At 60.3% G+C, this 21,458-nt stretch carries 20 protein-coding genes; 4 read left to right on the top strand and 16 right to left on the bottom strand.

Annotated elements, in window-relative coordinates; translation table 11 throughout:
• Positions 1-21 precede the first annotated feature (21 nt).
• The 7 genes from AEAC466_RS44875 to AEAC466_RS34760 form a co-directional block, all read right to left on the bottom strand.
• The gene (locus tag AEAC466_RS44875; protein WP_081714636.1) at positions 22-999 is read right to left on the bottom strand and encodes a DUF559 domain-containing protein; all 978 of its coding nucleotides are present in this window, start codon (positions 997-999) and stop codon (positions 22-24) included.
• A 207-nt stretch (positions 1,000-1,206) separates the two neighbouring features.
• On the bottom strand, positions 1,207-1,917 hold the full coding sequence (gene gpmA, locus AEAC466_RS34785; protein ID WP_023458472.1) for a 2,3-diphosphoglycerate-dependent phosphoglycerate mutase: 711 nt from the start codon (positions 1,915-1,917) through the stop codon (positions 1,207-1,209).
• A 73-nt stretch (positions 1,918-1,990) separates the two neighbouring features.
• Positions 1,991-2,797 carry an MOSC domain-containing protein gene (locus AEAC466_RS34780; RefSeq protein ID WP_023458471.1) on the bottom strand — a complete coding sequence of 269 codons (807 nt, stop codon included), beginning with the start codon at positions 2,795-2,797 and terminating at the stop codon, positions 1,991-1,993.
• Complete coding sequence (locus tag AEAC466_RS34775; protein WP_023458470.1) at positions 2,794-3,000, bottom strand: hypothetical protein; 207 nt, start codon at positions 2,998-3,000, stop codon at positions 2,794-2,796. The genes AEAC466_RS34780 and AEAC466_RS34775 overlap by 4 nt, the downstream gene beginning before the upstream one ends.
• Positions 3,000-3,347: a hypothetical protein gene (locus AEAC466_RS34770; RefSeq protein WP_023458469.1), complete on the bottom strand. Its 348-nt coding sequence runs from the start codon at positions 3,345-3,347 to the stop codon at positions 3,000-3,002. Before AEAC466_RS34770 ends, AEAC466_RS34775 begins: the two co-directional genes overlap by 1 nt.
• An 86-nt stretch (positions 3,348-3,433) precedes the next feature.
• Complete coding sequence (prfA, locus tag AEAC466_RS34765; protein ID WP_031238880.1) at positions 3,434-4,507, bottom strand: peptide chain release factor 1; 1,074 nt, start codon at positions 4,505-4,507, stop codon at positions 3,434-3,436.
• Between the two features lie 62 nt (positions 4,508-4,569).
• The gene (locus tag AEAC466_RS34760) at positions 4,570-5,166 is read right to left on the bottom strand and encodes a glutathione S-transferase N-terminal domain-containing protein (protein WP_023458467.1); all 597 of its coding nucleotides are present in this window, start codon (positions 5,164-5,166) and stop codon (positions 4,570-4,572) included.
• Positions 5,167-5,372: 206 nt separating this feature from the next.
• Here AEAC466_RS34760 and AEAC466_RS34755 point away from each other — a divergent pair, with 206 nt between their 5' ends.
• Positions 5,373-7,622, top strand: coding sequence for a bifunctional diguanylate cyclase/phosphodiesterase (locus AEAC466_RS34755; RefSeq protein ID WP_235074276.1), 2,250 nt, complete (start codon positions 5,373-5,375; stop codon positions 7,620-7,622).
• Positions 7,623-7,652: 30 nt separating this feature from the next.
• Here AEAC466_RS34755 and ispG read toward each other — a convergent pair whose 3' ends face one another.
• A complete protein-coding gene (ispG, locus tag AEAC466_RS34750) occupies positions 7,653-8,768 on the bottom strand; it encodes a flavodoxin-dependent (E)-4-hydroxy-3-methylbut-2-enyl-diphosphate synthase (protein ID WP_031238879.1) in 1,116 nt (371 codons plus the stop codon).
• 110 nt (positions 8,769-8,878) lie between these two features.
• Positions 8,879-10,117, bottom strand: coding sequence for a helix-turn-helix domain-containing protein (locus AEAC466_RS34745; protein WP_023458464.1), 1,239 nt, complete (start codon positions 10,115-10,117; stop codon positions 8,879-8,881).
• 163 nt (positions 10,118-10,280) lie between these two features.
• Between AEAC466_RS34745 and AEAC466_RS34740 the strand changes: the two genes are divergently transcribed.
• The gene (locus AEAC466_RS34740) at positions 10,281-10,694 is read left to right on the top strand and encodes an acyl dehydratase (RefSeq protein ID WP_023458463.1); all 414 of its coding nucleotides are present in this window, start codon (positions 10,281-10,283) and stop codon (positions 10,692-10,694) included.
• Positions 10,695-10,966: 272 nt separating this feature from the next.
• On the opposite strand, the gene AEAC466_RS34735 is transcribed toward AEAC466_RS34740, so the two are convergent.
• The gene (locus tag AEAC466_RS34735) at positions 10,967-11,755 is read right to left on the bottom strand and encodes a SapC family protein (RefSeq protein WP_023458462.1); all 789 of its coding nucleotides are present in this window, start codon (positions 11,753-11,755) and stop codon (positions 10,967-10,969) included.
• Between the two features lie 265 nt (positions 11,756-12,020).
• Between AEAC466_RS34735 and AEAC466_RS34730 the strand changes: the two genes are divergently transcribed.
• Positions 12,021-12,455, top strand: a complete 435-nt coding sequence (locus tag AEAC466_RS34730; protein ID WP_235074274.1) for a Fur family transcriptional regulator — start codon at positions 12,021-12,023, stop codon at positions 12,453-12,455.
• 4 nt (positions 12,456-12,459) lie between these two features.
• Here the strand turns inward: AEAC466_RS34730 and AEAC466_RS34725 are convergent, their stop codons facing one another.
• The 5 genes from AEAC466_RS34725 to AEAC466_RS34705 all read right to left on the bottom strand — a co-directional run bounded on the left by AEAC466_RS34725 (position 12,460) and on the right by AEAC466_RS34705 (position 16,411).
• On the bottom strand, positions 12,460-13,425 hold the full coding sequence (locus tag AEAC466_RS34725; RefSeq protein ID WP_023458460.1) for a magnesium transporter CorA family protein: 966 nt from the start codon (positions 13,423-13,425) through the stop codon (positions 12,460-12,462).
• A 122-nt stretch (positions 13,426-13,547) separates the two neighbouring features.
• Complete coding sequence (locus AEAC466_RS34720) at positions 13,548-14,435, bottom strand: CHAP domain-containing protein (RefSeq protein WP_023458459.1); 888 nt, start codon at positions 14,433-14,435, stop codon at positions 13,548-13,550.
• Between the two features lie 95 nt (positions 14,436-14,530).
• On the bottom strand, positions 14,531-15,619 hold the full coding sequence (locus AEAC466_RS34715; protein WP_023458458.1) for an acyltransferase family protein: 1,089 nt from the start codon (positions 15,617-15,619) through the stop codon (positions 14,531-14,533).
• A gap of 204 nt (positions 15,620-15,823) precedes the next feature.
• The gene (locus tag AEAC466_RS34710; protein WP_023458457.1) at positions 15,824-16,204 is read right to left on the bottom strand and encodes a YdbL family protein; all 381 of its coding nucleotides are present in this window, start codon (positions 16,202-16,204) and stop codon (positions 15,824-15,826) included.
• Between the two features lie 24 nt (positions 16,205-16,228).
• The gene (locus tag AEAC466_RS34705; RefSeq protein ID WP_023458456.1) at positions 16,229-16,411 is read right to left on the bottom strand and encodes a YnbE family lipoprotein; all 183 of its coding nucleotides are present in this window, start codon (positions 16,409-16,411) and stop codon (positions 16,229-16,231) included.
• A 144-nt stretch (positions 16,412-16,555) separates the two neighbouring features.
• Here AEAC466_RS34705 and AEAC466_RS34700 point away from each other — a divergent pair, with 144 nt between their 5' ends.
• Complete coding sequence (locus AEAC466_RS34700; protein ID WP_023458455.1) at positions 16,556-17,596, top strand: potassium channel family protein; 1,041 nt, start codon at positions 16,556-16,558, stop codon at positions 17,594-17,596.
• Positions 17,597-17,603: 7 nt separating this feature from the next.
• Here AEAC466_RS34700 and AEAC466_RS34695 read toward each other — a convergent pair whose 3' ends face one another.
• Positions 17,604-21,188, bottom strand: coding sequence for an intermembrane phospholipid transport protein YdbH family protein (locus AEAC466_RS34695; protein WP_023458454.1), 3,585 nt, complete (start codon positions 21,186-21,188; stop codon positions 17,604-17,606).
• Between the last annotated feature and the right edge of the window lie 270 nt (positions 21,189-21,458).

The following is a 21,458-nucleotide window of genomic DNA, read 5'->3' as shown; positions in this document are numbered from 1 at the left end:
CAAATCTTAAAATTTGGGTTATCAGACCATTAAGCTTAATGCGCGTAGGGCCACGGCGAGCGCAGAGGCCGGCCGGACATAGAGGTGACGGTAACCGGCGGCCGCGGCGCTTTGCAATTCCGCCGTCAGGTCGCCTGTATCGGGCCGGAACTCGGCATCGAACCCCATGCCGGTCTCGCTTTCTTCCACCAGAGGCAGACCGGTCGCATGATAATGGGCAGTCGGCGCGATCAGGAAGGCGGCGTCGTGCGCCAACAGCCCGCTTTCCAGGGGGATGCCGGCCCCCCGGATACGTTCCGAGCCGATGTGGGAGGCGTAGGGCGACGGGTCTTCGCAGGCATAGATCACGCGCGCCACACCGGCCTCCACCAGGCGCTGCGAGCAGGAACAGCCGCCGTTCGATCTTTGGCCACACGGTTCCAGAGTAACATAGGCCGTGGCGCCCCGCGCTGCCTCCCCCGCCCGGTCGAGCGCGGACTCTTCGGCATGAGGGCGGCCGCCGTCGCCGGTCGTGCCTTCGGAGACGATGGCTCCATCCTTGACCAGGACACAGCCGACCGACGGATTAGGCCAGGTCTTCCCCGGCCGCGCCAGAGCAATGGCCCGGCGCATATAGTCGGCGTCCCGCTCCCCCTCTCCACTTGAGGGGAAAGACGCACCTTTAGAGACTGAAGTCACACGTTTTGCCGGATAAAACTGAAAATCATGATCGACTATAGTCCCAACGATACGGCCTTCGCAAATCGCGAGGATGGTTTCGATAAGGGTTGTCGGAGTCGTAAGCACGTGCCCGCTGGGAAACCGCGCCACAGACCAGCCGTTGGCCGTCATATAGTCATTACGGATACGGTCTTTCGGATCGTCAATATGCTGGCTGCCGTCCAGTTCAATGACCAGCCGTCGCTCGCGGCAGGCAAAATCGGCAATATATGCGCCTATGGGCACTTGCCAGCTGAACTTGACACCGTTCACAGATTGCGATTGCGCAGGGCGTGCCACAGCCTGTCTTCGGCGAGATTACCCGCGCGGCGTAAGGATTGAGCCAATCCGGTTAATTTGGATTTCCTGGTACGCAGGGTAGCGCCCCTCACCCCAACCCTCTCCCCGTTTTACGGGGCGAGGGGGATTTGCTGCTATAGCCCCCTCTCCCTGCTTGCGGGGAGAGGGCCGGGGTGAGGGGCTGCTGCTTAGAGCGCCTTTTTATCTCTAAATCACCGGCAACGGATTGGCGCGCGCGGCGTCGAGATATTTCGCCGACAGCGGCTTCAGATTGTCATCCAGCTTGAGTACCAGCGGATTGCCGGTCGGCAGTTCGACATCCAAAATCGCGTCGTTGCTCAAATTGAACAAAAGCTTGACGATGGCGCGGATGGAATTGCCGTGGGCGGCGACCAGGATGGTCTTACCCGCCTTGAGTTGCGGCGCGATCTCGCCTTCCCACATCGGCAGGACGCGGTCGAGCGTGGTCGCCAGGCTTTCGGTGTCCGGCAGGGTCGCGCCGGCATAGCGGCGGTCGGCCTTGAAATCGTAGGGGCTGCCGGCTTCCAGCGGCGGCGGCGGCACGTCATAGGACCGGCGCCAGATCTTGACCTGCTCTTCGCCGTGCTTGGCGGCGGTTTCCGCCTTGTCCAGGCCCGTCAGGCCGCCATAGTGGCGCTCATTCAGACGCCAATCCTTGACGACCGGGACATAGGACTGACCGGCGGCTTCAAGCGCCAGATTGCAGGTGCGGATGGCGCGGGTCAGGACCGAAGTGAAGGCTTCGTCGATATTGATGCCTTCGGCCTTTATCAACTCGCCCCCGCGTGTCGCCTGCGCCTCACCTTCGCTGGTCAGGTTGACATCGACCCAGCCGGTGAAGCGGTTTTCGAGGTTCCACTGGCTTTGACCGTGGCGAAGCAGGACGAGTGTGGGCATAGGCGTCTCCTATTGGGGTTTCCAGACTATCGCGCATGGCTATAGGAGGCTTGCCGCCCCAGATCAATACAGATCAGTAGACATGCAGGGCGTCGCCCGGCCGGGCCGTTCCGCCCTTGACGACGCGGGCATAGATGCCGCAATCGCGATGGCCGTACTGCGCCCACAGGGCGGCGCACAGATCGACATCGCGTTCGGCGGTATCCGGGTTTACGTGCGTGGCAACACAGCGCACGATCGGTTTCAGCACTTCGAATTCCGGCCCCTCCGTGCCCAGCCGGATATGTTTGCCGACCCAGTCATGGTCTTCGAAGGCGCTTTGATCTTCGACCCAGATATTGGCGCGCAGGCGCAGCGGATCGAGGTCGCGCCCGATGCGCTGGCCCAGATCGCGTACGGAATTGAGATTGAGGAAGGAGACGAACCCCCTGCCGGAATCGGTGAAACGGAACTGGCTGCGCACCACCTCCGGGTCGGGCGCGCTCAGCAGGGTGAGCGGAAAGGCCGCCGGATCGTAATCCTCGTGCCGGGCCAAAACGGTTTCGACATGGCGGGCAAGGCTATGCCGGCCGGCATCGCTGGCCATATCGAAGCGCCAGGTCTTACCGTCTTCGTCGACGACATCGAGCGCATCGTCGAATTCGTCATACCGTGTCCGTAGCCGCGCCACGGCTGCGAAACGGGCCAAAACGGCGAACTTCATCTTGGAAATCGTCTTCGGCGCGGACGGGTCGAAGCCGGAACGGCCGACTTCCAACGCATAGAGACGGTCGAACGGAAAGAAACCATCGGGACACAGCAGGGCTTCGCTCACCGGCTCAGGCGTGAAACCCTTGATGGGATGCCGCCACAAGGCGGATATGACACCACCCTGCGTCACGGTCTGTTCTTATATTGCGCGTAGCTGACCAGAAACAGCAGCAGGCTGAGGCCCGCCGTGATCGGCGATATCTGGGTCAGGGCCTGCCCCACCGGCATGCCGAAGGTCATATTCTTGTAAATCTGATAAGCCGCCAGGAGGAATTGCGCGATCAGCAGCATGGCCCACAGGATCAGCACCTTGCGCATAACAGACTTCGGCATCAGATGTTTCCCTTGTTTTTGTGCGACCGCCACCGCCAATAACCAAATCCAGCCAGTCCCATAAGCGGCAGATAGAGAACCAGCAAGGTCACGTCCCAGTTGGTAATGAACACATCGTGCCAGTCAACCGGATGGGTCATGACATACCGGATGGCCGTGCCGCCAATCAACAGCACACAGAGTGCAGACAAGGCCCATGTCCACCGCCCGGGCAGCATTCGCCCATTGAGCGCCAGGACCAGACCCAAGGTCGCCAGCGAAAAACGCCCGTCGCCTTGCAGCGCCAAAAAGAAGGCCAGCGCCATAAGCAGCAGGGCGATAGCCTTGTAAACGGTTTGCCTGTTCATTGTCGCGCGCCTCCCTCTGCCATCGTCGCTATATCTGGCCTGCGCCCTCACGCGCTGTTTTCGCCCTTGTCAGGTGAACCCTAAGCCTAACCCAGTTCTTCGGCAAGCATGGCCAGACGTTCGGCCTGGTCTTCGGCGATGAGGGCATTGATCATCTGGTCCATGTCGCCTTCCATGAATTGCGGCAGGTTATACAGGGTCAAATTGATGCGGTGATCGGACACGCGCCCTTGCGGATAGTTGTAGGTGCGGATGCGTTCGGAGCGGTCACCGGAGCCCACCTGGCTCTTGCGCGCATCGGAGCGGGCGGTGTCGAGCGCCGTGCGCTGCACGTCATACAGCCGAGCCTTCAGGTTGCGCATGGCGATCTGGCGGTTCATGTGCTGCGACTTTTCCGAAGAGGTCGCCACCATCCCGGTCGGCAAGTGGGTGATACGCACCGCCGAGTCCGTCTTGTTGACGTGCTGACCGCCGGAACCCGAGGCGCGATAGGTATCGATGCGGATATCCTTGTCCAGGATCTCGATCTCGACATCCTCCGCTTCCGGCAGGACGGCCACGGTGGCCGCTGAGGTGTGAATGCGCCCGCCGGCTTCGGTGGTCGGCACGCGCTGGACGCGGTGAACGCCGGATTCGAACTTCAGCTTGCCGAAAACGCCATCCCCGGTAACCGACGCGATGATTTCCTTATAGCCGCCCATTTCGCCTTCACTGACCGAGTCGATTTCGACCTTCCAGCCCTGGCCGGCGGCATAGCGGCTGTACATACGGAACAGATCGCCGGCGAACAGGGCCGCTTCGTCGCCGCCGGTGCCGGCGCGCACTTCCAGGATGGCCGAGGCGTTGACGTCCTTGTCCTGAGGCGCCAGCAAAAGCGCCACGCCATGCTCCAGTTCCGGAAGCGTCGTCTTCAGGATATCGAGTTCTTCGGCGGCCAAAGGCGACAGGTCAGGATCGTTGAGCGCCGCCATCTCTTCCAGTTCGGGCACGGACTGGCGCGCCTTCTGGAGCCGCGACACCGCATCATAGACCGGCTTCAGTTCGGCATGTTCCTTGGACAGCTTGACGATTTCGCTACCGTCTGTCGCCGATTCCATGCGCGCTTCGATCATCTGGAAGCGGTCCATGACCTGGGCCAGCTTGGCGTCGGGAAGGTGTATCAAGGTAATGACTCTCGGTAAAATTCAGGAACTCTGGGTAAAATTCAGGCCTCTGCCTAAACTCATTTTGGATAGGTATCAATAAAGCTTTGCCGCTGTTCCAAAACTTCGTGCAGAGCGGCCGCTTTCGGCGCCACAGCGCGCCAGTCGAGATGGCCAAGGCGAAAATCGCAGAAGGTGCCCGCGATCGCCAGGGTCAGCGTCCCCATGTCGAAAACGTCAGGTGACGGACAGATCGCATCGGCGGCGGCGAAGCCCCGCATCAGATTGTCCTGCCAGCGGGTCAGCCAGTAGGCGGACCGCTCACCTTCCGGACGGCGATTTTCATAGACGATCTTCGCCATCATTTCGTTCAGGCCAGCGGCGGCGGTTTCGAGACGGCGCGTCTGCCAATAGGCCGGGCCCGGGTCAGGCAACAGGCGCGCCCCCTCCCCTTGCGTGTCCAGCCAGGCGCTGATGAGTACACTGTCGGTCCAGGCCACGCCGTCGTCGTCGATCAGGGCCGGAATCTGCGACAGGGGGTTAACGGCAAGCAGGTCCGGCGCTCCTTCCACCGGAATACGGACGATTTCTTCTACCCGGTCGGTCAGACCTTTTTCACGGACGACGATACGCGTCTTGCGGGCAAAAACAGAGCTCAGGCTGATAAAGAGTTTCATGACAGCGTTATCCGGTTAAGAATTGGTCGGACCCTTCCTGACCTGCACCCCCTTTGCCGTCAAGGGTCTGCGATAAGTTTGGCTGCTTTTCGCGTCACAAACATCTTAACAATCGTTTAAATAAAAAAGGCCTTTGTTTGTCATAATTTAAGATATCTACAGTAACCTTCAGATTGAATTATCCGTAACCTCAGAATGAGGACCTGGTGAAAAGACATTCAAGTGAATTAAAACTGCTTGCACCGATGGCTTTGATTGTCATCGTGGCTGTGTGTGCTTTGGTGGGCAGTTTGTGGGTGTGGGCCGAGCAGGCCGACAGCATGTCACGCACCCGCGAAGAACGCCTTGTCCGTCTGGGACTGAACCAGATGGCGGACGATCATTCCATGCTCATGACGCCGATCACCATCTGGGACAAGGCGGTCGAAAGCACAGCCGTCAAGTATGATCAAGATTGGGTCAAGGGCAATATAGGCGAATACTTCCAGAACTTCGTCAATTTCGAAGCCAACATGCTGCTGGATGGCAATGGCAATATCGTCTTCGCCTACAAGGACGGCAAGACGGTAGACCCTGCCCTCTTCGCTGACCTGAAGCGCCAAAGCCAGAGCCTGGTCAATGATCTGCGCGACAGGCAAAATGCCCTGCGCGCCACGGGACAGTTCTATAGCGCGGCGACCAATCACGAAGGTCGCCTGATCGCAGTTGACGGCAAAATCTATATTGTCGGTGCGTCTATGCTGCTGTCGGACAAGAAGAATTCGCCGCTTAGCGCCTACAAACCCTATGTCGCCATCGGGACACATCGGCTGAGCGGTGATGAACTGATCGCGCTGTCGCAACGCTACATGGTGTCCAACATCACCTTGCTAAAGCCCGGCCAGACGCGCGCCGATGGTTCGGCGTCCGTCGCCTTCCGCGACGAAGCGACCGGCAAGGTTGCCGCCGAACTGACCTGGATGCCGGACACGCCGGGCCATACGCTGTTCATTCGCACGCTCGGCCCCGTCCTGATGATTTCGCTCGGCCTGGGCCTGATCGCCATCGTTCTGCTGCACCAGAGCCAGCGCGCCGCTCAGGGCCTGATCGCATCCGAAGCCAAGGCCAAGCACATGGCCCTGCACGACAGCCTGACCGGCCTGCCCAACCGCACCCTGTTCGCCGACCGACTGAATCAGGCAACCGAACGTCTCAAACGGCACGGCGGTCAGGTGGCCGTAATGTGCATCGGCCTCGACCGCTTCAAGGATGTCAACGATACGCTCGGCCACATGGCCGGCGACGAGCTGATCCGTCACAATGCCGCAAAGATTGCCGCGATGATCCGCTCCAGCGATACGCTGGCGCGGCTTGGCGGTGATGAATTTGTCATTATCCAGACCGATACTGACGGCAGTAGCGCCGGATCGCTCGCCAAGCGCATCCTGGAAGGTTTGACCGGCACGGTCAATCTGGATTCAGGTCAGGTGTTTTCCTCCTGTTCGATCGGTGTCACCATTCTGCACGATGGCGATATCGACCCCGCCGAAGCGCTACGCCAGGCCGATCTGGCGCTGTACCGCGCCAAGGATATGGGCCGCGGCCAATATGCCTTCTTCGAAATCGAGATGGATGCCACCATCAAACTCCGCAAGACGCTCGAAACCGGCCTGCGCGAAGCTGTCCACAATGGCGATATCGATGTCGTCTACCAGCCTCAGGTCGACCACTATGGCGTCATCGTCGGCGTCGAAGCCCTCTGCCGCTGGACCCATCCGAGCCGTGGTCCCGTCTCGCCCGCCTATTTCATTCCGCTCGCCGAAGAATGCGGCCTGATGCAGGAGCTGGGCACCCTGGTCATGCGCCGCGCCATGATGGACGCTCATCGCTGGCCCGGCCTGAAGGTCGCGGTCAATGTCTCCGCCTCCCAGATTCGTTGCGCGGCTTTTGTCAGCCACATGAAGGAGATGTTGATCGAAACCCGCACTACGGCCAGCCAGATCGAGATCGAAATCACCGAAGGTGTGCTGCTCAATGACGACAGCACCACCCAGATGATCCTGCACGACCTGCGCCACATGGGCTTCTCGATTGCGCTCGACGATTTCGGTACCGGCTATTCTTCGCTCGGTTATCTCAGCCGCTACCCGGTGGACAAGATCAAGATCGACCGTTCCTTCGTGTCGAACCTCGGTGTCGACCCGGAAGCCGAAGCGGTTATCCGCGCCATCGTCAAGCTGGCCAAGGCGTTGAATCTGAATATCGTCGCCGAAGGCGTGGAAACGCGCGCCCAGAAAAACCTGCTTCGCCAGGCGGGCTGCAACATCATCCAGGGCTATTTGTTCTCAAAGCCGGTGGCCGGAACCGTCATCGACACCATGTGGGACAACGACCGCAAGCTGGTGCCGAACGAACCGGACAACGACATTTACGCCAAGTCCGCCAAGGTGGTTAAACTATCGCCGCGCATGCCGTAGGTCGCGATGATGTCGAAGCCTGTCCGACGGCTAAAGCTTCTCGGCGTGGGCTTCGACCAGTTCGACAATATGCTCGATCATGTCGGCGTTGCTGAGCTTGTGATCGGGCTTGCCGGCCAGGTAGACCATGCCCGAGCCAGCACCGCCGCCGGTAAAGCCAACATCCGTATACAGCGCCTCGCCCGGGCCGTTGACGACGCAGCCAATGATCGACAGAGACATCGGCTTTGCGATGTGGGCCAGGCGCTCTTCCAGCTTGGTTACCGTATCGATGACATTGAAGCCCTGACGGGCGCATGACGGGCAGGCGATAATGTTGACGCCGCGGTGACGCAAGCCGAGCGATTTGAGCAAATCGAAACCGACCTTTATTTCCTCAACCGGATCGGCGGCCAGGGACACGCGCAAGGTGTCGCCGATACCCGCCCACAACAGATTGCCTAGCCCAATGGCGGACTTGATTGTGCCGGTCCGCAAGGGTCCGGCTTCGGTCACCCCAATGTGCAGCGGACAATCGATAGCATCGGCCAGGGCGTTGTAGGCGGCGACCGTCAGGAAGACGTCGGACGCCTTCACCGATATCTTGAATTCATGGAAGTCGTGATCGCGCAGGATATTGGCGTGGAACAGCGCGCTTTCGACCATGGCTTCCGGACAGGGTTCGCCATATTTTTCCATCAGGTCTTTTTCCAGCGATCCGGCATTGACGCCGATCCGCATGGAGCAGCCATAATCCTTGGCGGCCTGGATGACCTCTTTCACCCGGTCGGGCGATCCGATATTGCCGGGATTGATACGCAGGCAGGCCGCGCCCGCCTTGGCGGCCTCGATGGCGCGCTTGTAATGAAAATGGATGTCGGCGACGATCGGCACGTTGGCATTGTCGACAATGGTTTTCAGAGCGGCCGTGGAGTCCACGTCCGGACAGGAAACGCGCACAATGTCGGCGCCCGCCTCTTCCATCGCTGCGATCTGGCGCAGCGTCGCCTGGGGGTCCGAGGTCAGGGTGTTCGTCATGGACTGCACGCTAATCGGTGCATTGCCGCCCACCGCCACCTTGCCCACCATGATCTGGCGGCTGGGGCGGCGCTGGATCATCCGCCACGGGCGGACATGGGTGTGGTCGTGAGGTTGGTGGGTATCCATGCGCCAGGTGTCTCGTCTATTTCCAGAACTGTAATCAGCAAGCCATGCGGCTTATATCAGGATGTCGCCCCCGCGTCACAAGCGTGATGTCAAATAATATTACGGTGCCGCTATTGGTTGTCTGATGGCACGGGCGCGGGCGCGACTGAACTGGCGGCGGCATCCGGCACCGCGGCGGGACGCTGGCTAGGCAGGTAGGGAATGGGTCCCGCAGGCTTGGTGGGCTTCAGAGGCGCAATGGGTTCGGAAACCGCCTTGGCCGCGCCCCCGTCCGATTGCGCCTCATGCTGATCAAGCGCCGCCGACAGCAGCGATGCCTTGCTATTGACCTTGCCGATCGGCGCCACCAGCGACTTAATGCCTTCGACCGTATTCATAGTCGCCAGGCTACCGGCGTATTCTCCGTTGTAATACATGTCGAAGGCGGTCGCGTCGGACACATCAAGCAACAGGTTCTGTTGATCGTTGACGGGAACACGATAGGCCTCTCCGGCCCCCAGCGAATGCGCGAAATAGACAGTGCCGTCCGGTGAGCGCACAACCAGGTTGACCATCTTGCTGGCCTGGATGGTGACGGCGGAATTTTCCGGCGGCGCGCCGTAAACCGCACCGCGCGGATTGAACGCCTTGCGCATCTGGACGGCCGCCTGCACGGGCGCAGCCGTGGCGGAATTGGCGCGGGATTCGGCCTGCATCGACGCGAACCCGGCTTCCAGCCCTGGTGTCACGTAGGGCGCGGGCACGTCCTGATCCTGCGGTGCAGGCAGGGGTTGGCCCACGAATATCGCCCCATTCAGGGTATTGGGCAGACCGGCAACGGTCCACGGCTTGTTCGCCACCGCGTCGCCATGAGCGCCGCCGCCGAGGCGCAGATTGGGCTGGCGCTGGACGATATTCCATATCACGACCGCCGCGACCAGGCACAAAGCGGCGGCGATGTAGAGACGGTAGTTCGGTTTGACGTCATCGAGCGACGCACCGGACGGCGCATGCAGGCGTGTCGGCGCCGCCGTCACCTCACGCTTGAACATGTCAGCGAGGGTCTCTTCATCAAGTCCCAACGCCTTGGCATAGGCCTTGACGTAACCGATGGCGAAGGCGCGCGGTGGCAGGACATCATAGGCTGCCTGCTCGAAGGCTTCGAGATAGGTCCGGCGCACGCGAGTGATGTCGGCGACCTCGTCCAGAGACAGCCCCAGGGATTCGCGTGTGCTTTTCAGAATTTCGGCCAGATGAAAGCGATCCGGCAGATGACTGTTGTCACGGGTATGAAAGACCGGCTGGCGGGCACCCTGATAGAGGCCCTCATAGGGCTCATCCTCGATAATGGGGGGCTCAGACGTACTCATGGTCTTCCTGCACTGGGTCGCCGCAACAGAACCATATAGCCATTGAATAATCAACAACCGCATAGGGTTAAGAGGCTGTACCGCCGCCAATTTTTGGTGTTTGCGCTCCCCGGCAAGTCAGTCTATTGAAATACCTCCTTTGCTGACTTCCGAAAGCTCTTTCATGCCCGCAGCCTTCGACGACCTGTATATCGGCCAAAGCGTATCCATCGGCGCCGGCGTCATCTCTGAAGACGAACTGGCCGCCTTTTGCAAATCCTATGCGCCGAGCTGGAACCCGGATGACGGCATTCCCGATGCGCTGATCTTCGCGTTGTGGTCGAAACTGGAAACCGAAGCCGCGCTCCACTGGCCGCAGACCAAGCGATTGGCGGTCGATGCTCTGCGCTGGTCGCGAAATCCGCCGCCAGGCGAATTGCTGCGCGGCCGCCTGACCGTGATGGGCAAGGATGCGGTGGGCGACACCAAGGGCGTGGTCATTGCCCAGAATGACGTGCTCGACGAAGCCGGGCGGCTGGTCTTTTCCTGCCTGACGCGATCGGTGTTCCAGCGTTTGCCCAAGGCGCCGATAGAATAGATCCCGGCTTCCCCTTACCGAGATACAAGAGGGCCCAAATACAAGAGGGCCCAGATACAAGAAAGCTCCGGACAACCGCCCGGAGCTTTCTGCATTTTAGACCTTAAAGCCGCCTGATACCAAGCTTCACGACCTTTGTCTCATGACGTTTGGCCATGACGTTTGGTAAGGGCGGCCGCCCGCCGCCGCTTATGCGGCGAGCCATGCGGCGCCTGAGCTGAAAAGCGAATACCAATGAAGCGGTTCTATACCGCGCACATTGGTATGAGGTTTTAGTTGGCGACCGGTTGGGCGTTGTTGCGCTCGATCGTCATGGCGATCAGCTTGTCCCAGGCCAGCAGGGAGTTCAGGTGGGCGTAGATGTGGGTCAGGGCGCCATTGTCGCGCAGTTCGACCAGCTTTTCGCCCGACAGTTCGTTGAGCTTCTTGTCATCGACAGCGAAGTATTCAGCGATCTTTTGCGGTTCGCCCGGCGTACCGTCCGGATTTTGCGGGCGGTAGAGGGTTTCACGCGCAGCCAGCAGGTCGAGTTCACGCAGGAGGCCTACGAACGATTCGGTGCGGCGGCGCTCGTTTTCGAAATCCGAGCAGAACTGCATGGCGTTCTCGACATAGGCAGAGGCCTTGCCGTTTTCGAAGAAGGGCACGTCCGGGTTGGTCTTGGCGACCATTTCGGCCTGCGTATCGACGCAGAGGATCATGCGCTCCTGGGTTTCGTCATTGGCGAAAACGAACGGATAGCGGCGCGCGAACGCCGGCAGATAGGCGTCCGGCTTGAACTGGCCGTCCGCCGAAACGAACACGTTCTGGCCAGCCGACAGGCCCATGGCGGCGACGGGCATGTAGTTTTCACCGATGAAGACGATCGGGAAGCTCAGCGATGCCGCCGGAAATTCAGCCACAGTCAGCGGCACGACATTGGTTTCGGCGACAAAGGCGTGGGGCGCCGGAATAGCCTTAATACCCATGGCGCCGTGGACTTCGGGGGCCAGCGGCTCAGGATTTTTATAGAAAAGGACGTTCCCTGTGAGCGTCGCGTCGTTGGTTTGTTCTTGTGCCATGGTCGCTTTACTGAAAAGGCTGGAGAAAAAAATGAGCCTCGCTTCTAGCGCAACGCGCACCAGTGGGCAAGCTCTGTGACCGGCCGGGCGAACGGGGTTCGATCTTTTCTGCAACCAGGCGGCTTTTGTGCCGGTATGAGGCAACGGATTGCCGCTTTTTAAGCCAGTTGCGGAATCGCTACTCAGACCTTACCTTATAGCAATGAGCCATACGTGCGAACACATACACGATCACGACCATGATCATACACCAGATGCCGTCGCTATGCGTCTGCAGGCCGCTCAGGTGCGCGTTGCCGACGCCGGCGAGCGCATGACCTCGTCACGCCTGCGCACCTATGAGCTGATCCTGGAAGCCAATGCGCCCATCAAGGCCTATGACGTCATCGACCGCTTCCATCCCGATGGCGCCGCCAAGCCCCCGACGGTATATCGCGCCCTGTCCTTCCTGGAGCAAATGGGCCTGATCCATCGCATCGAAAGCCTGAATGCCTTCGTCGCCTGCGATACGCACGACCACAGCTTTCCGAACGGACATACGGCGGCTTTCCTGTTGTGCGAATGCTGCGGCCAGAGCGAGGAAATCGCTATCCCCAGCCTGCCCGATGTCGAAACCCGCGCCACGCAAACCGGCTTCCTGGTCAACCGTGTTACGCTGGAAGTCCGCGGCCTGTGCCACGCCTGCCGCGAGACGCATTAGCGCCTTATATCCAGCGCTTGACCTTGAACAAGACCAGCAGGCCAACAATGATCAGCCCCATGATGCCGCAAACGGCTTCGAAGGCAAAAGGCTGATGCAGGAACGGCATGTACTCGAAATTCATGCCGTAAATGCTGGCGATGAGAGTCAGGGGCAGGAAGATCACCGACACGATCGAAATGACCTTGACGATCAGGTTTTGCTCGACATTGATCAGCCCCAGCGCCGCCTCAAGCAGGAAGGCGATATGTCCGGATACGTGACTTGAGTGGTCACTCAACGAAGCGATGTCCTGGGACATGGTGCGCAGGCGATCATGAAATTCGCGCAATTCGGCGATTTTGCGGATACCCGTGGCCGACTTTTCCAGTGTGGCGGCAAAGGCGGTCAACCGCGACAAAGACACCAGAGAGTCGCGTATCTTGACGATATCGTTCTGCGCTGCCCCCAGGCTGATCAGCACGTTTTCCAGCCTGGTCTTGCGCCGTGTCGTAAAGACCGCCTTGGACAGGGCATCTATGCCGCCACTGGTTTTTTCAATGAGATCGGCGGTGCGGTCGACGATAACATCGAGCAGATTCAAAAAGGCAACCGCCCCGTCGAAACACAGGGCTGGCTGCTTTTCCAGATGCCCGCCGAAAATTTTGAACGAGGCCGGATCGATATAGCGGATGGTCACAAGCCGGCCGCCAACCAATACGAAGGTGACGGGGCCCGCCTGCAATTGCGACGCGCCGCCGAAAAAGGCGATCTGGGCCGTCATGAAGGCTGCGCCATCCTCCAGATACAAGCGGCTGGACGTTTCGATCTCGTCCATATCCTCACGGGTCGGCAACTGGACGCCAAGCCAGGCTTCCAGGCTGAGTTCCTCATCGCGCGTCGGCATATGGAGATCGAGCCAGACGATGGCGGGATTGAGCGCATCGGCGCCTTCGGCAACATGGCCGTTCTGTGAACGTAAGGTTAGCAAACGATTCCCCGGACGGTCTGCCCGGCGATAGCGCCGGACAAAAGAAAAAGGCCGGAAGTCATACCGTATAACGGCATGTCTTCCAGCCCGTATCTAGCCGCAAACCTGCGGAGGGGTAAAGATCAGTCTTTCAGCTTGGTGCGAACGCGCGAGTTGGATTTCGTCGACTTGGCGGACGGCGCCTTGACCTTGGCGACCGGACGGCCGGCGGCTTCGTTATCGGCGTCAATCTGAGCCACCAGTTCGGCAGCCGGCTTACCGGTAACGTGCGCGGTGACCTGGACCGGCTTCACGGACTGGAAGCCCTTGTGATTGCCGGGGGTGAGCGCGGCTTCGAGGTCAGCCGGCAGATCCTTGACGGACGCAGGGCTGGAAACGGGGGCGGTATTCATGGCGATCTGGGTCGCGGCCGGCTTCGGCGCGGCGACCGGTTCGGCCTGAGCGATCATGGTCGTGACATTGTCACCCATGCGCACATTGTTCGGATCTTGATAGATAAAACCGTAGGTCGTGTAGACAGTGGTGCCGAGGTCGTTCATCGGTCCGTACCAGACCTTGACCAGCGACCAGTCACCCTTTTCCGACACATCGAGGACGTTGACATTGTCTTCGACCTGGCCACGGCGGCCATTGATCGGCGACCAGTTGGCGTGGGTCACCTGAATATAGCGATCGGTAATGATTTGGGAGACGACGGCGACGTGGCCACGGCTCATCTTGCCCTGCTGACGGAAAACCAGCACTGCGCCCGGACGGGGCGCCGTGCCCTCTTCGTAGCGACCGGTGGCTTTTTCCCACCATGTCCATGCGTCGCCGAAGATTTGCATGCCGGTGAACTGACGGGCAAAGGTGACGCATTGGAGATATGCAGCGCTAGCTGGCGAGTTACGCGTAGCGACCTTGACAGCGGCCGCCTTAGTCGTTTTATGGGCTTTGGCCTTGGCATCAACGGAGCCAGCGGCACATAGGGCAAGAACGGCAAAGGCCAACGCCGAAACGGTTTTTTTCACGCAAACTACTCATTTACTGTTGATCCCGTGTCTTGGATACAACAGAAAAATTAATTTTCAAATAGCTTTTGCGCCCGCTCGGAGAAAAATTAACCTTATTTCGCCCACAAATACGTGATCGAGTTGTGAAGTCGTTCGCCGTGAAAACGGACGATTTTACGAAACGGCCGCTCGACAAGATGGTGTGCCAACATCGATAACGGCACCAGCGCGACTAGCCCCACAGACCACCAAAACAGTGGCAAAGGCTGGTGTTCAGTACCCAGGAACGCATTGGCGGCCTTCAGGTAAACCCACTTCCAGGGCACGTAGATCATATAGGTGGCGAAGCTGATTTCCCCCAGATAGACCAGGGTGCGGTTCGACATCACACCTTTTTCATTCAGGCCTGAAACAGACAGGACCAGCAGTCCCAGGGCGACAACCATCAAAATGTCCGATTGCCCGAAGGTCGCAGCACCCGCAACCGCGGCCAAGGCGATCAGCGTGCCTGCGATAGCCACGGTGCGATTCGCCACCGCGCCGGAACGCCAAGCCAGATAGAGCGCACTGCCGTACAGGAAGCTCGGGACAATGCGCAGCGCGCCCCACTGGAAGGTGGCGCGGGTCAGGTTGAAGCCGGCAAACGCCGCGAAGGCAAGGTTTATGGCTACCAGAAGGGCAATGGCCAGACTGACCGCCACGATCGGCCTGTCGCGCAACCGCCAGGCAAGGAAGGCCACCGCCGGGAAGGACAGATAGGCGAACCATTCCGCCGAAATAGACCAGGACGGATGGTTGAAGGAGGCCGTCGGCGCCAGCCCCCACGCCTGGGTCAGGGTCAGATGCGCCGGCAGCGCCGCCCAGTTTGCGGCATTGGCGTCAAGCTGCACCCCTTTTAAGGCGGCCGCCGCGATCAGCAGCAGGGTAAAGAGCAGGGTTGCGATATGAAGCGGGTAGACACGCGCCAGACGGTGGACGGTGAACTGGCCGTAGCTGAACCGCCCCTCGCCGAAGCCGTCGAGATAGCAATAGGACAGGATAAAACCCGACAGCACGAAGAACAGGTCGACACCGAGATACCCCTTGTCGACGATTCCGACGACCGGCGCTCCCGCCAGTTCATGAATATAGGTATAGAGCACGACCCAGAAGGCGGCGAAAAATCGCAGCGATGTCAGCGGCTTCAAATGGTCCTGTTGCATTCCCTGCTCCCGTCGTCCCTGACTTCAGGAACCAGCTGTATCAAATCCGACGCCCACACGGCGCCATTTCCGCCCAATGCACGAAGTGTGCCGGAGAAGGTTGCAGATTGACTTAAGCCTGAAGCGACATAGATGACAGCCGGCAAAAAACCCTCCGGACATCGTCCGGAGGGTTAGTCTTTAGCCAAAATGTCGGTTTCGAGACTATTTCTTGACCCAGGCGCCGCCGGCATCCTGGTAATATTCACCGGCATTGACCTTCGCCAGGATGACCTTGACGAAGGCGGCCTGGGCGGCGGCATCGACCGACACGCCATTCTTGGCGGCGGCCTGACCATAGACTTCGCGGCGGCCAGCGTTAATTTCGTCGACGGCGGCCTTCAGGGCGGCGTCACCGCCACCGGATACGAAACCGATATAGCCGTCGTTCTTTTCACCGACCACACCCTTTGCCTTGGCGGCATCGACCTTGGCCTTGGAAGCGGCGACATCGGCATAGGCCGGCGCCGTCATTACAGCGGCCGTGGTGATCGAACCGGCCACGAGGGCGGCAGCCAGGACGGTTTTAAGCAGAGCGTTCTTCATGATTTTTCTCACTTTCCGTAGCGCCTAGAACAGGTTCGGGTTTTCTTTGGCGAGGGCTTTCACGTCCTCATCCAGGTGAACCTTAACATCGACATCGAGCTTGGCGTAGATGGGCGCCAGATTGACATTGACGTTGACCGAGGGCGTGCAAGCCATCAGCGTCAGTCCGCAAATCGCTAAAGCTCCCGCCGCAATCACTTTTTTCATAATGGCTCCCTCTTGAACGCGCTTTGGATCGATATCGACACTATAGGCAGATATAGGCTGAACCGTGGCTGAACGAAACGGATATTTTACTTGAAACCGTGCGGCCTTTTACAGCAAAACAAGGTACGCTGCGAAAGGCCGTTCATGATTTCACCCGTGCCAAAGCCGTCGTCACCGATCATTGCGAGGCGGCGTCCCAGGCTCAATATCTGGCAATCCCTGTGGCTTCGCGCCGCGCTGGTGGTGGTCCTTCTCGGTATAGCCATGGCCGGCCACTGGCTCGATCGTGGCGGCCTGCGCGATAATACCGACAACCACGTCTCCTTTCTCGATGTGGTCTATTTCACCGCCATCACCGTCACGACGGTCGGCTACGGCGACATCACGCCCGTTACCGACCGCGCCCGGATGTTCGACACCTTCGTGGTGACGCCGATCCGGCTCTTCATCTGGATAATCTTTTTCGGCACGGCCTATACCCTGGCGCTGAAAAGTACGTGGGAGCAGTTCAGGACACACATGATCCGCAAAAAGCTGAAAAACCACATCATTGTCTACGGCTACGGTGCAACCGGCGAAGCAGCGGTCGATGAACTGCTCCGTCAGGGGGCGAACCCGGACACCGTGGTCGTTGTCGATCAAAATGCCAGCCGCGTGACTGCCGCCACCGCGCGCGGCGTCACCGGTATCGAAGGCGACGCCACCTACAATGCGATACAGGATGCCGCCTGCGTCCAAACCGCACGCGCCGTGATGGTGTCGACCCACCGCGACGATTCCACCGTGCTGATCGTTCTGTCGGCTCGCCAGATGAACACACAGGTGCCCATCAGCGCCACAGTCCGCGCCATTGAAAACGAAGATCTGATCCGCCAGGCCGGCGCCACCAACATCATCAATCCGGTCAGCATGGGCGGTCATCTGCTGGCGCGCGCCTCGGAAGGCCATCTGGTCGTAGATTGCATCGCCGACCTGGCCTCGGCTGATGGCAAGGTGGTCATGCGCGAACGTCCGGCATCTCCGGTCGATATCGGCAAACGCCTGCGCGACCTGACCACCGGCATGGGCGTGCGCATCTGCCGCGACGGCCGACTATACGGCTATTGGGAAGCACCGGCCCAGGCCATTCAGGCCGGCGATATCATCGTCGAAATCGCGCGCACGGAAGACGGTCAAAGCACCTGAGGCGCGGTTATTCCGGCTTTGCCTTCAGCGCCGTCAGGGAATTATACTGCACCGCCGCGTCGATGATCTTGTCGAGCGGTAGAGGCACTTCGAGATAGAGCTCCAGCGGCGTATTCGACGGCAGGGCGATCGGCTTCTGCATCCACTTGCCTGTAATATAGTCATACAGGCTGATATTGGCCTTTTGCTTTTGCGGCGGGTCGAAATGTCCCTTGATGTGAAAGTTGATATCGAGGATGCCGCCGTCCGTGGAATTGAGGCGGGCATCAACCTTATCGAAGGCGATGTGCTCCATGGCCTGGTAGGCCAGATCCTGAAACGGATTGAAGTTCGGATCGGCAGCGGCTTCGGCATTCCTGGCGGCCAGGGCCGCCGTCGGCGACGGCGTGTCGCTGGTCATGGATCCCGTTGCCTCGATGCCGGTAACGGCGCTGCGCCGGATCGATATATGGCCGGGCGCATCCGACGACATCGCGCCATCGGACAAACGGATCTTGCCGCCTTCGACGCGGAACGGCATACGGCCGGACATGCGCCCCTCAAAGGTCATGCTCTTGGCCAGGTCAGAAGCGGCCACCACCTTACCGAAATCGAGGCCGTCGAAGGTCAGGGTGCCAGTCACGGGCGTCTTGCCGTCGAACGGCACAATCGTCGGCTCCAGCCGCAGCACCCCGCCAGGACTATCGACACGGGCCGATTCGACGCGCATCTGGTCGCCAAGGAATTGGACGTTCAGGTCCAGATCGGTCAGCGGCACGCCCAACTGAGTCTTGGCCAGGTGAATTTTCTGGCCCGGCTCGGAGCGTAGCGGCGCCAGGGAGGTGAAGTCAATCTCACCGGTCAGGCCTTCGGACGCGCCCGTCGGGCCGATAAAGTCCATCCCCTTCGGCCCAAGGTTTTGCGTTGCGCCCATGAAATCGCGCATACCGATTTTCAGGATGCCGCCACTCCAGGTCCGCGTCTTGTCCCAGTTGAAGGCGCCTTTGAAATCTATGCCGCCGTTCACCCCACCGGCGAATATCATGGCCGCCATCGGCGTCAGTTGCGCGGGCTGAAGGCCGTCCGCCCTGAAATTCAGGTCCAGAGTGCTGACCGATAGAGCGCCCGCGCCACTGAGGTTATTATTATCGAGGTTGATGGCGGCGATGCGCAGAGGTGTGCCATCCGGCCCCTTTGCCGCCGAGGTCGCCGCGAAGAAACGACCGGTCAGGGCGCGACGGTCCTGGTTGATCGTGCCTGACAACAGCAAGGGGGTAAACCGTGTCTGGTCAGCCGGTAGTCCATCGGTCAGGGTCGCGCGGCTGAGCGCCGCCTTGAAACCCAGGCCGTCACCCAGGCTATAGGCTTCGAACGGCCCATTGCCATCGGCCAGCTTTACACTTTCGTTGGGTGCGGCGAGCGCCAATCCACCGAATGCCCCGCTGACGCGCCAGGCGTCGGAATTGTAGGTCAGGAAGGTTTGGCCGGTTTGGGTAATCGTCGCCGACAGATTTTCGAGATGATCCCCCAATTCGGCGGAGCGAACAGCGAAGGTCGCGGGGCGGCTGAGGGTCACAATCAGCCCCCCACCATTGGTCACAACAAATCGCCCCTCGCCATCGAACGTGGCCCCAGCGAAGGGATCGAAATCGAACTGAGCGGCCAGACCGAAAGCACCGGCGGCAACACCGCGCGGATCGGAGGCCAGACCATCGATGGTCAAGGCCAGTTGCGGCAGGTCCGGACCGCTCAGCGCCAAACCGAAGGCGCCGGTCTGACCGGTCGCGAATAGCGGCTTGGTAGCATGCGGCGTCAGGGTGGCCGTACCGCCGCCATTCAAATCGGCGACCGCGCTTTTGGCGCGCACGGTGAGTCGCGGCGGCGCACCGGAGGGATCACCGCTGACATCGACGCTCAGGCCCTTCACCCGCAAGGCAAACCGCTCAAGTGCGCGATCGAGGGTTATAATGGCGTCCGGCGGCGGCGGATTGGGAGCGCCGGGCGCGGGGGTTTTCGCGGCGGCGGCAGCGCGGTCAGCCGCACGGCCACGCGCCATGGCCGACAGGCCGGTATAGCTGCTGCGTACCGCCGAGATATCGCTGGTCAGACGGAAATTCCACGGACCGGCGTTCGCCGCCGCCTCCCCTTCGCCCCGCAAGGACAGGGTTGACTGGTCCAGCGCCAGGCCGGTCATAGGGCGGAACTGCCCCAGATCCGCGCGACCATTGAACGACAGTTTCGCCCCGTCGCGATCCGACGCCAGGGCGAAATCACCGAGATCGATGCGCACGGCCCGCGCCAGCAGGTCGCCCTGCTTCAGAAGCGCGGCATCGCCGCGCAACGGTCCGGTGAGGTTGAAGGCCAGGCCGGTATCACTGGAGAAACCGGTATTGAGCTGGAGGTCCTTGCCCGACACGGTGAGCGCATCGCCGGTCAGGTCCGCGCCCGTCACCGTAGCGGCCCGGGTCACAACCTCGGCGCGGCCGGAATAGGCCGTACCCTTCTCATTTGTTTTCAGGTTGCCGGCGAATTGCAGTTGCGTGTCAAAGCCCGTCGCACGCGCCCCGGCGCCGCGAATTTCATCGGCTCGCAACGCCACCGTCGCCGCGACCGCGCCGCTAAAGGCTTCGTACATAGATTTGGAATGGCGATAGGGCAGATAGGCATCGACATCGAGCGCGACATTGCGGGCAAAAAAACGTTCGTCGTCCGCGCCTATGGTTTCAACCAGATTGCCGCCGGGCCGAACGGTCCAGTTGTCGCCGCCGAGATTGGCCTTCACGTGCAACTGGTCGCCGCCCACGCCGGTATTGACGGACCGCGCCGTGATCCGGCCCTGGCGCACCTGGCCGGCGCCCAGCTTTCCCGTCAGGCGGGTCGCGGGCAGGGTCAGGTCGAGCAGCACCAGTTGCCCATCGTGCAGGGAGATTCCCCCGTGGCCTTGAAGCAGGCCATAGTCGCTGTCGAGGCGGACCTGCGCGTCCTCTATAATAATGTCGCGCGGCGGCGGTGTGTTGGACGGCGGCGCAGACAGGATATTCTGCACAAGCCGGTCAAGCGAACCGAAATGCAGTTTACCGTCCTTGATGGAAAACGCCACAACCGGTCGTGTTAGGCGCACGCGGTCGATACGCGCCAATGGTTGTCCACCGCTGAACAGACTAAGCCGGTAATCCGCCGCGAAGTGCTCTATGCTCATTTCAGGGCGCATTTCAGGCTGTTTCGCGTCGCCGATCAGGACGGAGCCTTCGGCATGGCTTAGCGACAAGGCGTCAAACGTCACCCGCGAACGGACCCCCTGGCCACGCAGCCAGCCCTCGACGACGGCAGAGGCCACCTCCTTGCGCGCGCCGACGACGGCAACGCCGCACAGAGCCACGCCGCACAAGGCGATTCCGATCCAGCCCGCCGCGCCGAACCCGCCGCCCTTTTTGCCGTTGCCTGATCCGCCGCCACGTTGAGATGTGGGTCTTCGCCCCGGCAGACCGATATCGTCTTGCGCGTCCGCCGGCGGTCCGCCATCCACCCCCACCGGACGCGTGAAGCTGTCCCCCGCGCTCGTATGCGCAGGAAACCACAAGGCTTCGTCGTCAAAGGGGATGGGTTTCGTCATCAATCGAGTCTTATACGCTTCTGTATCGCACGGGAGGCTTCTGCCTGCGGGAAGGGACCAGTATCATGCAAACCTCTTAAAAAATGTGGACACAATAACAATTTTGTCCGCAGCCTAGGTGGAATTTGAGCCCAAAATCGGACATTTCGTCAGTGAACGGTGTTTTTTCGGGAACGAAAGCGAATACCCGGAATTTTTCAAGAACAATGAAATGCTTACCGGCGAAAGGCCGGGGCGCGAATTTGAAAAGGTTAACGCGTTAACCTTCAA

This window comes from Asticcacaulis sp. AC466 (assembly GCF_000495815.1).
Lineage (GTDB): Bacteria > Pseudomonadota > Alphaproteobacteria > Caulobacterales > Caulobacteraceae > Asticcacaulis.
Note: the sequence above shows the minus strand (reverse complement) of the source record. Positions and strands in the feature narration are given on the sequence as shown.